Annotated in this window: 7 protein-coding genes; 3 read left to right on the top strand and 4 right to left on the bottom strand. The window is 45.2% G+C overall.

Annotated features, from left to right (window positions below; translation table 11 throughout):
• The first annotated feature begins 7 nt into the window (after positions 1–7).
• Positions 8–1,738 (top strand): RagB/SusD family nutrient uptake outer membrane protein, encoded by a 1,731-nt coding sequence (locus FN831_RS03235; RefSeq protein WP_142526784.1) that lies wholly within the window; start codon positions 8–10, stop codon positions 1,736–1,738.
• 53 nt (positions 1,739–1,791) lie between these two features.
• On the opposite strand, the gene FN831_RS03230 is transcribed toward FN831_RS03235, so the two are convergent.
• The 3 genes from FN831_RS03230 to FN831_RS03220 all read right to left on the bottom strand — a co-directional run bounded on the left by FN831_RS03230 (position 1,792) and on the right by FN831_RS03220 (position 8,626).
• The gene (locus FN831_RS03230) at positions 1,792–4,683 is read right to left on the bottom strand and encodes an AsmA-like C-terminal region-containing protein (protein ID WP_142526783.1); all 2,892 of its coding nucleotides are present in this window, start codon (positions 4,681–4,683) and stop codon (positions 1,792–1,794) included.
• A 116-nt stretch (positions 4,684–4,799) separates the two neighbouring features.
• Positions 4,800–7,652: a glycosyl hydrolase gene (locus tag FN831_RS03225; protein WP_142526782.1), complete on the bottom strand. Its 2,853-nt coding sequence runs from the start codon at positions 7,650–7,652 to the stop codon at positions 4,800–4,802.
• Between the two features lie 155 nt (positions 7,653–7,807).
• A complete protein-coding gene (locus FN831_RS03220; protein WP_142526781.1) occupies positions 7,808–8,626 on the bottom strand; it encodes a hypothetical protein in 819 nt (272 codons plus the stop codon).
• A gap of 466 nt (positions 8,627–9,092) precedes the next feature.
• On the opposite strand from FN831_RS03220, the gene FN831_RS03215 reads away from it, so the two are divergent.
• Together FN831_RS03215 and FN831_RS03210 are read left to right on the top strand one after the other, a co-directional pair.
• Entirely contained in the window at positions 9,093–9,542 is a 450-nt protein-coding gene (locus FN831_RS03215; protein WP_142526780.1) for a protein-disulfide reductase DsbD N-terminal domain-containing protein, read from the top strand.
• A 261-nt stretch (positions 9,543–9,803) separates the two neighbouring features.
• Complete coding sequence (locus FN831_RS03210; protein ID WP_142526779.1) at positions 9,804–10,979, top strand: metallophosphoesterase; 1,176 nt, start codon at positions 9,804–9,806, stop codon at positions 10,977–10,979.
• A 38-nt stretch (positions 10,980–11,017) separates the two neighbouring features.
• On the opposite strand, the gene FN831_RS03205 is transcribed toward FN831_RS03210, so the two are convergent.
• On the bottom strand, positions 11,018–14,536 hold the full coding sequence (locus FN831_RS03205) for a glycosyl hydrolase (RefSeq protein ID WP_185960370.1): 3,519 nt from the start codon (positions 14,534–14,536) through the stop codon (positions 11,018–11,020).
• Positions 14,537–14,542 lie beyond the last annotated feature (6 nt).

The following is a 14,542-nucleotide window of genomic DNA, read 5'->3' as shown; positions in this document are numbered from 1 at the left end:
TTGAATTATGAAACGTTTGAAACTATATACCAGTACTTTATTGCTGATCTCGCTGATACTCAACAGCTGCACAAAGCTTGACGAAAAAGTGTACGACAAGGTTGATGCATCAGGTTTTCTGACGAGGCGGGACGATGTAATCCGTGCTTTCCTCCGTCCTTTCGAACATGGCTACTGGAGTATTCAGGGCAACGATCTTTTCGCTGCTTCGGAAAACAGCACCGACGAATTAGGTACTTATAACCGTCAGGGCGATTGGCAGGATGGTGGTTATTATCAGCGCATGCACTATCATACCTGGACACCAACTGACGGCTTTACCAGTGGCGTATGGACCAATTTATATCAGGGTGTCGTCCTTTCCACCAACTCTCTGCAGGACCTGGAAAGCATAGCTGATCCTGCAAAGCTGGGTGTCACGACCGAAGAACTGACAGATTTTAAATCTGAGCTGCGCACGATGCGGGCCTGGTTTAACCTGAGGGCTTTCGACTTTTACCGTAATATCGAAATCATCACGGATGTGAAGAACTCAACACAGGGAAAGCCACAATCAACACCGCAGGAAACATTTGCATTTATTGAGAAAGAGCTGACGGAAGCTATACCGGGACTGCCCATAAGGGATAACCTGAGCAATCAGGGGATCGGGCGCTGGACCAAAGCAGGTGCCGCCTCTCTGCTGGCGAGGCTTTACCTGAATGCCAAAGTATATACCGGGACCGACAAATTTGCGGAATGCGAAGCGGTTTGCCGGGACATTATCAACGGCAAATATGGAAGCTATGCATTGGATACCCGTTGGGACGCTCCTTTTGATTACACCAATACCCTGGTTAATTCTGAGGTGATCTATGGATTTCCGGGAACGCTGGCGCGTACACACTGGCAGTATGACGGGGGGATGTACTTCAATGCGATGACCTATGACGCTGCGCCTTTATACTGTGGCTTTACCGATTTCGGACAGGCCAACCCGCGCCTAGCTTTGCAGCCAGGCCGCGATGTAGACAGTGCTGAATACACTTTTCAGCTGGGCAAGCCCTTTGTCAAGTTTCAGCGTTATCCTGACGATGTGCGACTCAAAAAATACAGGAATCTGGGCAACAGCACCAGGGAAGGTATGTTTTTATTTGGTTACCTGCCCTTTACACGAAGTGTGAACGGAGTAGCCCGACCTGATACAGTAAGGGGGAACAAAGGTCCATACGCCTTATTCATACGTGACCAGGTAGGGATGTTCCTGGGCGCAAAGCCGGGTACCAGAATATCAGATAAAGAATCGAACATGAATCATGCAGATCATAATTCAGGAGTGTTCTTTCTGAAATACCCGCTTTATCCCACGCCAGACCCTAACCGCATCACATCAGCCTATGCCGAAGTAAGGCTATCAGAGATTTACTATTCCCTGGCAGAATGTCTGTACCGGAAGGGAGACAAACCAGGCGCTGCAAACTTGCTTAACATGGTAAGGAAGCGTAATTTTCCCGCCGGATCGCCGAGCTTGTACAGCGCAGACGGGTCTCAGCTTACGGATCAGGAAATGCTCGATGAGTGGGGCAGGGAATTTCTTGGTGAGAACCGCCGCAGGACAGACCTGATCCGCTGGGGCGTATTTAATACTGGTACCTGGTGGGATAAAAAACCGGACGGCGATAAACATACAGAGATATTTCCTATCGGGAGGGATATTCTCAATGTGAATCCACAGCTAAAACAGAACCCGGGTTACTGATACAAAACAAACAACGCCTCTGGTATAGAGGCGTTGTTTGTTTTATAAAAATATTAACCTTTCTTCAGGTCTTTTTTTACCTGTTCCTCGGCTTGTTCCGCCTTTTTCTCCTGAGCTCTTTTTTCCTTGCGCTGTTCTCTGCCCGACTTGTCCTGATCACGTTTTTCCACACGGATCACATTGTTGGTTTTCCTATTATACAGCGCATTTACAATACCTTCTCCGGTCCTGCTGAAAACTTTAATCTGCGGTTTTTCCTGTGTTCCCGTAACTACTACCGGCACACCAATCCAGCCTGCAGGGGGAAGTCCAACCTTAACGAGTACATCGAGCAATCCGTTTAAGCTGACAGTTCCACTGATGGCAGGTCTTAACACAGATACCTTAAATTTAAACTCATCAATATGGATCAGGTTATTCTTAATTTGTGTTTTGATATTCACACCTTTCATATCAGGATTATTGAAGGCATCTGCGCCTACCTTATCACCGATTACAGAAAGCATTTTATAGTTTTTCACGGCTACATCCCGAAGGTTAACAACACCGCCACCTTCCAGAGAGGGATAGATCGGAGCCATATTTTCATCAAAATCACCTTTCAGCGTGTAATCCACGGACACAATGCCACTGATATCTTTAGCAGATGTTGCCAGTTTGCGCATCATATCAATTTCCTTATAGGCCCTTTGAACATTAAAGTCCTGAACCTTAAAACCAACATCAAAATTGGCGGTTACCGGAGATTCATCCTGATAACGCGCATCCAGGTTCATCCTGCTTCCCGCAATATCAAATGAAGTGTTTTTGAGAAAAATCTGACCAGCTTTAACAGATGCCATACCTTTCAGCTGGTCAATACCCAGTCCCTTAAATTCTACCTTTTTTGCATTTGCCTGCAGCGCAACATCCAGATTTTTTGGTACGATAACCACACCGCTGCTTTTTGGATTCTCGGCTTTCGCATATTCTACTTCAATCGATTTATCATCATTATCGCCACTCTTCAGCGCCATAAATTCATCTACAAGGATATAGTTGGAATTCAGCACGAAGTTTCCATGAAGCGTGCCTTTGCGTTCGATAAAGTAATTGATCGTATTGAGCAGATGTCCGTTTAGTGAAAAATCTGATTTTCCATAGGTTGCATAAAACTTTCTGAACCACATTTTTTCATTTTCAAACTCAAAGCTGCCTTCTTTCACATAAAAGGGCTTTGGAAGATAGGCGGTATTGGCTTTGATATTTTTAACAACCAGCGTACCCTTGTTATCCAGTTTGCTATACTGGCCGGTGGTAGCATAACTCTGACGGCCGTTCAGCGACAGGTCTGCAGTGATCAATCCACTTACATCTATGCCCTTCCGTGCAAAAACCTGGTAAATCCTTCCAATATTAAGGACTCCCTTTGCACGAACTTTATAAAGCAGGTCTTCAAAATTCTGTAAATCAGCATTGATAAATACCGGATTGCCTTCAAAATCGAATTTAAAAGGATCGAGTTTTACACCAAGGCTGCTAAAAGTCCCGTCGCTATTTTTAACCGACGCTATCGCGTTGATATTGGTGATCGGATTCGGATAATAGGAAGTTTTTAACCATCCATCCTTCAGATTGATATATCCGTCGGTTTTTGGAAAAAGCTTCTTTTCCATACTGAAAATGCCGTTTGCTTTTACATCGGCATTCATCAGACCTCTGATCTCAAGATCTTTCAGGCCCAGGGCCTCATCAAGTGTCTGCAGATTAACTGCGCCTTTCATATTGGCATTGACATTCATCTCGCTCAGGCCTTTGGTTTTTACCACAGCCCGGAAATTGTCCTTATCGCCCAGGTCGAAGCTTAATTTTTTCAGGTCTACGGTCAGCTGTTCCGGATCAAGTGAAGGCAGATCAATGTTCAGATCAACGTTGAGGTTTTTCATCGGTACCGGTGCTTTTGTGCTGGACACAAGACCATCATTCACAAACAGTCGTGCTGTGAATTTGGGTTTGACCTTTCTGGCTTCACTGAACTGCCCTTTCAGACTAAAATAAAGGTCACTGTTACCTTCAAGTTTGGTATCTTTTGCCCAGTCGAGATACTGCGGGGGCAGCACAGAAATCATATCACGAATGGTAGTTTTTTCTGAAGCAGCCTTGATATCAAGATTATATCCGTCTTTGAGGATACTTACAAAGCCGGTAAACTTTAAAGGAAGATCGTTAATCTTTAATTCGTTTTTTCTAAGTACAAATGTTAAGGCGTTGGTGTTGATTCTTGTGATCAGGTCGGCACGCACAGATTTTTGTCTGGCATAATAGATCCTGTCTAAACTAAAATCCAGCTGATCAATTGCAAGATCGGTCTTAAGGTCAAAAATATCCTCACTTAATCCGCCTTTACCTGTATAGTTCAAACCTTTCGCATCAACCAGGATCCTGGCCGGATGGTCATTGTATTTGATATGCCAGTTCCGGAATTTAATCAGGTCCAGTTGTATAGAGGTTCCCTTTTCAGTAGTGTCTTTTGGGCTTTTTGAAGGACTGGAGACATAAACATTATAATTGGCCTGGCCTTTACTATTGATATAAACATTGGCGAAAGCATCGGTCACATAGATTTCATCGATCTTAACTTTACCATCAAAAATCAGGTTTTTAAGATTGATTCCAACCGCTACTTCTTTTGCTGAAAGCAGGGTGTCCTGCTGAAAGGGTTTGGAACCTAACAGCAGCATTTCATCTACGGATACCGTAAGCGAGGGAAAGTGCCGGAAAAATGTAAGCCGGGTCTTTTTATAGTCGAGTTTACCGGCAAGCCGCTTATTGGCGAATATTTTTACCTGCTCTGAGATTGTTCCGGGGAACAGCAGAGGGATGATAAACATCAGGAACAGGATGGATGCCACTACGATTCCCAGCCATTTCAGGATTTTCAACGGTATTTTTTTAATCTTTTCCATAGGTGATAGATTAACTTTGATGGTACATTAAATGTTTCACCAAAATTGTTAAAACATCAACTATCTAAAATCAAGCCATTTCATTATAGTTTTTTAACATTGAGCAATCTTTTCTGTTAATTAACTCTGGTAACTTTCATGGGCCTCAGTGTAACTGTGCCTTTCATCCCTGAGGGTCTTGGCGCCCATTTGATTGCAGTAAATAATCCATCCTCGCCACGGTTTTCCTTATACCTTGCCGGCAAGTTCGTATTGTAAAAAATTTTATACGGAATGCCTTTATGCTCCATATCGATGATGCGGTTGGCCATCAGGTTGGCAATACGTATTTCAAGTTTGTTATTGATCTTCAGAAGAGCAGCCGGTATGTTTACCGAATAATCTGGCCCGAGCAAGGTGGCAAGTTTTTTTCCGTTTAAATAAACTTCGGCACTTTCATATACTTTAGCCAGGTCCAGCTTCCAAATTGCCGCATTGCCCGATGGCCTTGCAAATGACGTAGCATAGGAAGCCAGGCCGGAAAACACCCTTGCATCATCGCTACCCAGATCCGTCCAGAGACCCGGGCGGTCAGTAACAATTGGTTGTGGTAAAGTTGGCCCTCCTTCCAGGAAACGAATAGTCCAGTTGTTTCCAAGAGCTAGGGGAGCTCCAGAGGGTTCAAAATAAAAGGCCTGATGATCATTCCTGTTTTTTGATGAGCTCTGCAGGATGCAGCTTTCCCCAGGCTGCAACTGCAGATATACTTCAGTACCACCATCAGGAAGTTTCCGTGATGTCGCCAGTCCGGCCGTTTCCCGCATCGGATCAAACAAGGCTACCGATGCCGCATCAGCTGCTAATGTAATCCAGCCCCTGAATTCTTTTTTGGTGGGATTAACAATAAAATATGTGCTGCCGGCAGCGCCCTTGCGCCGTACAAATTGTAAGCCCTGATCGGTTAAAGATTCTCTTCTTACGTTTGCGGCTGCAAGCAAAGCTGATAATTCATCAGCCAGAATGATCTTTCCCTTGCCGGGATTAGCGACTTTCATACCGTCCAGGACTTTAAAATCCAATGATCCCAGCAGGGCAGCAAATTCCTGCTGCCTGCCGGCGAGGTCGCCAAATCCGGGCACATCAGCTGGCAAATCTTTATAGATGATGACCGTAGCACCTGACCTGGCCAGTTCAATGATTTTTCTGAGGGTCGGCAGAGACATCATTTTACAGTCAGGGATGAGCAGCGTTTGATAATCAATTCCCCCTGTCCGGAGTTGATGACCAGCGGATTGCAGGGCGGCAATCTGTTTATCTGATATATAGTCAAAACTGAAACCTTTGTCAAGCATCTCCCCTGAAACTTTCTCAAAACCTGGTTCGGCAAATTCTTTCATGGTATTATAATGTTTCAGCATTGCATTGCCCGGGGCTGAAAAGCTGTCGTGCAGGGGATAATACAGCAGTACATCGCTGCCTGGCCTGCCCTGCTGCAGAAAGGATTGACAACGCGCAATGTATCTGTTTAAGGCTGAAAAATGGTGCCATAATGGATTAGTGGGATTGAATTGAACGGACGCGTAGAACAACCATCCCGGCCAGGCCGCATCTTTTGGGGAGTATGTGGTGCCATGATAAAACACATGGTTAACACCGCCGATAAAGAAATTGTCTATTGCCGACTTTACATCCGCCAGCGAAGAGGAAAAATGCTCTCCAAGCCAGGTTGCAGATTCTGAAGAAGTAAGGGCTTTGCCACTTACATGGGCGGCAGAACTCGCAAACTTCAGCGTGAGCAAGTCCGTACCTTCTGTTTCGGGAATATCTACAGCGGCATACAGATCGAGTATATTGGCTGGCGAGCCATGGGATTGATTGCGTATCAGTGCATGTCTGGATTTCCCCCATTCGTGCCAGGGCTGCGTAAAATTATCCAGCAGCAGGTCTGCAATAGTTTCACGGTAGTCGAACACAACCCTGTTATGTACCTCACTGTTAGCATTATCCAAGAGTTCAGGCAGGTGATTACGCAGGTCATACCCTCTCCGCTGATTAAATTCTGCAAAAAATTCGGGTGTAAAATCAGCTTGTCCTTTGGCATCGTCCACTTCGTATGAGTCATTAAAAAACGCGCGGATGCCATCGCCTTTTCCGCCTGTGAACACCTCATCAAACTTGTTTAGATACTTCAACAAAACGGGTTTCGAAAAATGATCGATCACCATCCCCTCGCCTCCCGGCGCAGCGCGCTCCACCATTTTGCCCTGATCTCCCTGGAACAAGGCATAAAGCTGCCAGCCGGAACCTGCTGGGGCAACCCAGTTGAGCTGGCCGGTTGTGCTTAGTTTTTTAGTCAGGTCTATAGCTTCGTGTTTCTCATTATAGGCCATCAGTAATACCGGAGAGAGGTCTTTATCAAACCTGACCTGGTCAAGTGCCCATAGCTGAAGATTTTTATTTGCCTGAATAGGCTGCTTGATTTCGCCTGGCTTTGGCGCCTGGCCCTGTGCCCTGAACAGGGCTTTCTGTGTGTAGCGAACCGGCTCATTCAATTTTTCACCGCCCCTGATTTCATAGCTTTTCCAGAACAGCGATTTAGCCGCGTCTTCCTCCGGCACCCATGGTCCGCCAAAAGGCCATCCCGAAGCATTTGCCATATCTATGCCCAGATGCAATCTCTTTGCTTCAGCCAGTGTATACTGCAGCAGGGATATCCACTGAGGTGACAGAAAAGGAATAAACCGGCTTTCTGCTCCTTTTACACCATAAATAGGGGTAATTTCCATACCGCCCAATCCGGCATCCCGGTAAAGTTCCATGTTCCATTTGAGGTTCTCTTTATCTACAGCGCTCCCCTGCCACCACCAGCGCGTCCAGGGTTTGGCGGTGTTGGTAATTTCTGGCCAGATGAGCTGGGCAGATGAGTTTAAACTCCAGGAAGTTAAACCAGCAAGGATACAAAGTTTGATTTGGTTAGAATACAATCGCATAGCTAAAATTAGTATTTTAATTGTAATCAAAGCTATTCAATTCAGTTTGCAGGACAATGCCAACTCTGCTACCGTATGGATATCCACTATTGATCCGGAATGCCTGGGCGCAAAGCGAAGCTGATGTCCGTGTAGATGAATTGAATAAAACTGTATTAAGGCAAATGGTAATAATAAATTGCCGCAAATGACCCTTCGCTCGTGGTGTAATAACCTTCTGCATCCGGCGTGAAACCAATGGCTTCGCCCTGACGTTGTATATCGTAGGGCAATTCCTCAGGCTTCCGTTTCATGGTTTCCCATACAGGTTCTTTTTCTTTACGCAACCAGAAATATACCTTCCCATAGCTTTTCAACAATATTTTTGTGCCGTCTTTTGAAATATCGCCCGCTGTGATATATTTAAAGGGTTTATAGCCGGGAAAATGAATTTTGCTACGCAGCCTAAGCACGCGTTTTTCATTATTTCTGAAGCTCAGGGGTGTGGTATATACACGAATTGTATCTGTCCGTTTATTCACAATGTAGAGGAGATTTTGCTGAGGGTCGATCATCATCGTTTCTGCATCCTGCGGACTGTCGGGATATGACAAATGCAGCTGTGCCGGCACTACATGATTTATCTTACTGCTCATCCATGATGGCTGCTCTTCGAATCGATAGATGGTGATATAATTGCGAACGTAAAAATTATCGCCAATATCTCCCAGGTACACATAGCTTTTACCAGTTTTAGGCCCTTTGCCGACCGCTACATCTTCGCAGTCCAGCTGCCATGAGAGCAGGTCTTTATCCTTCTGAAAATAGAATGTAGAAACCAGGTTGCCTTTAGGCGTAATAGCGAAAAACCTGCTGGTATCACCACTGTCATTATGTATATAATAAATATCACTAAAAATCCCGGATGAAGCAATTCCCGAGGTTTCTTTTGTTTCGGGACTTTGCAGAAAACCCGAAATCTCTTTGCTCCTCATGTGAATTTTATACCAGGCGTACCCCCCAGAAAACACAACTAAAATAACCAGTATTAAAATGAGTATCCACTTTCTTTTAAGCATCGTTGTTCGTGACTTGAATGTATCGGAGCGAAGCGCAAAGATATGAATTTGTTATTGGGTTATTTGATCCCGCATATGACCGCATAAAAAATGATTTCGTAAAAAAATACATTAAAAGATCGTATTCATTATTATCACTGAAATAAAGCATATAATTAATGTGAAAAACAAGAATATTTATGGAATAATTCTGAACTATTGCCATAAAAACTTATAATATGCATTTTTACCCTAATAAAATATACCAAGTAGTTTAATAACTAAACCTTCAAACCATAGCTGAAGCGTTTGAAGATTAAATAAACATGCTATAAACCTGAAAAGCTTAGTTTAATCCTCAAAAGCTCCATCTGATAACTTAAATCAACCAATAAACACCAAGATGAAAAAACTTACTTTTTTAAGCTTTACGATCCTGCTATTCAGCATGACTGCTTTTAGTCAGATCCTGAAGCCTGTTACCTGGAGCTATGCTGCCAAGAGGACAAGCGCTACTACTGCAACCATATATTTAAAAGCTACGATAGATCAGGGCTGGCACCTGTACTCACAGTATGTTAAAGACGGCGGGCCTGTAAAAACGAGTTTTACATTTCCGGCATCAAAAGAATATTCGCTGATCGGAAAAACGATAGAACCCAAGCCCATCAGCAAGTTTGAACCTACCTTTAATATGAACGTAGGTTTTTATGAGAATTCTGTCATCTTCCAGCAAAAGATTAAACTCACTTCTAAAAGCACAGCTGTAAAGGGAACTGTTCAGTTTATGGTATGTGATGACAAACAATGCCTTCCACCGGAAAATATTGATTTTACCATCGCTGTGAAATAAAAAAATTGTCTGTAGTCCTTTTTGACGCTCTGCAAGACAAAAGAACTGCTGGCATTTAATCTGCCAGTTGGGTAAATAATAGTTAATAATTTAACGGGCAGTACCGGATGGTCTGCCCGTTAGTTTTTGGCATCAATTTGTCAGCTTTCGGCATCGTTTTTTCTTAGAATAAACATTGAAATGTAATTTCAAAAATTCTTTAAAATGTTTGGCTCCATCAGTCGTCTCCATACGTAGATACTTAAACATCTGTTTATATTAATGAAACGACTTCCTTTGATTATCCTGCTTTGGCTAGGAACTGATTTCTATTTTTACCAGGTTATACAAACCCTTGCAAGCTCCAGTCCGTTTTTATGGTTATACTGGCTGATTGATTTATTGTTAATTGGCGGCGTAGTCACTGCGTTTCTTTTACGCCGGGGTTCGGGACTTCAGCAAAAGCTGATCTCCTGGATGATGACGCTGATGCTGCTTTCATTTGTGCCGCGTTTATTCTCCCTGCCCATATTGGCTATAGAAGATGTTACGCGTTTATTCCGCGGCTTTCCGCCGAGAGCGCTATGGGTAAGCGAGTTCGCCTTAGGCACAGCCGCAGTGTTATTTCTGATCGTTATTTTTGGCATCACACGCGGACGGCATTTTTACCGGGTAAGGCGTGAGACTATTTATTTCCCTGACCTGCCCAAGGCCTTTGAAGGTTTCACCATTACACAGATCACAGACGTTCACTCAGGCAGTTTTAATGATGCCGCAGGGGTGCAAAAAGGGCTCGACCTGGTTAACGAACAGGACAGCGATGTCATTCTGTTTACCGGAGACCTGGTCAATAACCAGGCTTCTGAGATGGAAAGATGGATCCCTGCCTTTTCCGGCCTGAAAGCATCCATGGGTAAATTTTCTGTATTGGGCAACCATGATTATGGTGATTACATTCAGTGGGAGACACCGGAAGCGAAAGTTGCCAACCTGAACAGGTTGAAAGAAGTCCATGCTGAAGTAGGCTTTCGTTTACTGCTCGATGAAGCAGTTACATTGAAAAAGGATGGGCAGTCCATTACTTTGCTGGGCGTCGAGAACTGGGGCAAAGGGGGTTTCCATCAATATGGTGATCTTGACCGGGCCACCGCCGGAGTTCCTGATGATGCGTTCAAGGTGCTGATGTCACATGATCCATCCCATTGGGAAGGCGTTACGCTGGGGCATCAGCACCATATCCACCTCACCCTGTCGGGACATACCCATGGTATGCAGTTTGGCATTGAGCTGTTCGGATTTAAATGGAGCCCTATCAAATACGTATATAAGCAATGGGCAGGGCTCTACCGCCAGAAAGACCGTTTTCTGTATGTGAACAGGGGCTTTGGCTTCCTTGGCTTAAAGGGCCGCATTGGCATGTGGCCCGAAGTGGCTGTGCTTACCCTGAGGCATGGTTAATGGCAGGGCATCCGCAAACACCCAACCATTCCGGCAAACTAATATTTAATCATCAATAGCTTCACCGGCCCTAACAAACCTGAGGGTTCCAGTTTACTTTCAGGTTTGTAAGGGTTAACACTCAGCCAGGTTCCTCTTTGGTCTGCCGGCAAGCTGCTGTCGCCGATCAGACGGTTTACCCAGGTATTGATCACTTTGATTTCGACTTCGTTTTTGCCAGACTTCAGCAGCTTTGTAATATCAACGGTGTAAGGGGCGGTCCATACCCCACCGGCATCCAGGCCATTGACTTTAACTTTAGCCACTGCGCTTACTTTTCCAAGATCGAGCATTACCTTCATATCTTTAGCGGGCTGTACCAGATTGACAGTAGTACGGTAAAAGGCAGCGCCTGAATAGTACTTAATACTTCCGTCGTTGCTTTGTGTCCAGTCTGCCAGCGTTTTAAACACTACAGGTTTTGCCGGCCCTCGCATGTTCTGATCAAAAGTTACCGTCCATGCTGCAGTAATGGCCATGGTTTGTACCGGCTGTGGATAATTGATTTTATTTCCATTGCCGGCTTTGATGACATCCTTCCTGAAAATTACAAAAGCGCTTCCTGTAGCATCAAGTTCCAGGGGGACAGCAGTAGTATTTTCATTTTGAGTATAGGCAGGCAAGTTGCGGATACTACCCGAAACCGGGTCCCATAATTCCGGCACCTTCCCTCCCAGCCTGAAGCGTGCATCAATTTTAACAGGTGTATTCTTTTGGTTGGAGATGAAATAGATTTCGCCGTCTTTTACTGTTCTGTGGATAAATAATAAGGAATCAGCTGGCCTTGCTGCAAGATTTTTGGTTAACACATTTGCAGTTCGAAATGCAGTTGCAGTCCGATCTGAAGTTGCAGTCTGGACTGAAGTTGCAGCCGAAGTTGCAGTTGCAGTTCGATCTGAAGTCGCAGCCGAAGTCGCAGTCGCAGTTGCATCGGCATTCGGTGTAGTAGCGATCATATCTGGCTTTATCTTAATCAAATCCAGTACCTGCTGCAGGTCCATTCCATCGATCACCACACCTTTCCCGTAATGATTAATTTTAATTGTCTTACCGTTGACCTTGCCCCATAGTTCTGCGGCAGTAGCCTGTAACTGCTCATCGGCTTTGCCCAGGCTCTGCAGGCTTGGCGACCTCAAAGGTCGTGGTCCAAGCACCACTGCGCCCTGGTTGACCAGCTCTTTGATTTTTAGCAGTAATTCCGGACGCATGGTTTCCATTTTCGGAAGCACCAGGACTCCGTAACTTAGTCCGTCAGGCAGTGTAATCCTGCCATTTTTGACCGTCAGCCGGGTTTTGATAACTTCTGCATTGATATAATCAAAAGAATATCCTTTAGGCATTTCAGGGTCCTGCACACCTGTCATCTTGGGTGCATCTTCGCCAATAAAATACGCTACGTCTGCCACATACCGGCCCTGCTGCAGCATCATGTTGCAACGTTTCAGATATTTAAGGAAGATATCCATATCATAGAACCAGGTATTATGCCGGTTAAACTCATTGCCAAAAGGGGCATTTACACCGGGCAGTTTAACATCATCAGGCTGTTCTATAAATACATGCAGCAGTGAGTTATTGATTCCTTCTGTAAAAAATCTGTCTGCGCGCTGTTTCATTTGTGCAGGATATCTTGAAAATGCAGGGTCACCACTTGTAAAAGATTCGGCCGAAACTTTGGTTTTGCCATAGATATGCGCGCTGGATGAAGCTGCCCTGTTTTCGATATTACCAAGATTCCCAACACTCCAGAACTCGCCACCTATCTCATCGCTCTGACCGCCATACTGCAAAAACTCACCCGGAAATCCCCAGTGGCCGTAGTTTTCAAGCCAGGTGGTCAAACCGTTTTGATGACTGACATCACGCAAGCCGCCTACATATTCATAAGCTACCTTGTCGGCAATAAATCGCCTCAGGTCCCACAGAAAACGATCCGACAAATCTGCGCTGCCCACTACCCTACCCTGTAAAACAGGAAGATATGGTGTGGGGTCATACCCATAAGCAGTGCTGAACTTTTCTATCAGCCCGTCAGTCCAGTTTTGTCCCCCTGTTTCATAGCTGTCTTCTACAGTCACTTTCCATGTTTTACGGTCTTCGGCAGGGACACGCCTGAGAATCTCGCCGAGAAAGGCATCAAAATGCGCAGCAATATGCTCTTTGCTCATTTTATCAGCTTCCAGTCCGGTTCCTTCCGGCGACGCGGGGCTGTTGCGCACTAATGTGGGGGTCATTCCTGTCCTTTCAATCATCCAGCTGCCGGAGGGAACGTTCCAGCTTAAAGTACCGCCGGCATTCATATGTTTTGAAATGTCCAGCACTTTTGCAGGATCAATGACATATTTCTGATCGCCGGTCAGCGGCCGTGCAGGCCATTGATAAGCCGTCCAGTAAGGGAAGGGGGTCTGCCACATTTTGGCCAGCGTTTTTTCTATATAATCCTCTACAACTGGCGCAGATGAAATTTTTAGTCCGGCAATGCCGGCTCGTCCCGATACTTTGGTAAATATGATCCTGAAGTCCTTTGAAGTTGTTTCCGGGATTGAAATCGCTGCAGGGCCATAGGGTTTAAATCCTACGTTCAGCTGGTCATTACTGCGGTCTGCGATAAAGTGTTTAATAGTGATGTAGCTTCCGTTCTGCTTTACCTGGATATCGCCTTCAAGGGTCATGGCCGACTGCAGGGGGACAATGGTTACGCTCCTTGCGGTATAGGGAGCAGCAGCCGATATGTCTATCGTATAGGGCTGTCCGGGTTTTAAGCTGGTACCAGTCTCGTCATTGCCATCAGCAATTGCGGCGAGGTTATCCAGGACAGGCGAAGAGCTCAGAACTGGTTTGAACCTAAAAACATCTGTTCCGAAATCATCGGCTACGGGATAAGCAATTACCCTCACATCCTGAAAGTCTTTTTCCGGGCGTTTTAATTCCTGATTAAACTGCAAGGGGCCTTTCACTATTGTCTGCGAAGAAGTAAGGTAGCGCATGGCCTGCTCCGGCTTCACCCATGGGCCGCCCGACTGGCTCCAGCCGGGGCTGTTGAAAATACCGATTTCTATATTGAGCCGCGTTGCAGTCTTAAGGGCAGTATGCATGATTTCCCACCATTCTTCGGAGAAGATCTTCACCTTCCCGCGGGGTACCTCTTCGATGAAAACATTTCCGATGAAGGCACGGTTAATACCTACTTTCTTCATCGCCTCAAGATCTTTAACCACCCCTTCTTTTGAGATGTTGTCAGTCATCCAGTACCAGTAAACACTGGTTTGGATGTTATCCGGCACAGTAATGAAGCCTGTTTCTATTTCCGGCATTTGGGCTGCAACCTGCGTTTGTGACGCAGAACGGGACAAATTTTCAGCAATACGTTTTTGTCCGGCAATCTCTTTCCCGGATCCGGGAGCCATTTTTGCAATGCGATTTACAGCATTTTGTGCGTATAAACCACCGGTTACTGACAGGCAAACGATTGGGATAAATATGATCTGATGTACTTTTCTAAATCTTTTTAATAACATTGATAT

It is taken from the genome of Pedobacter westerhofensis (genome assembly GCF_900182595.1).
Lineage (GTDB): Bacteria > Bacteroidota > Bacteroidia > Sphingobacteriales > Sphingobacteriaceae > Pedobacter > Pedobacter westerhofensis.
Note: the sequence above shows the minus strand (reverse complement) of the source record. Positions and strands in the feature narration are given on the sequence as shown.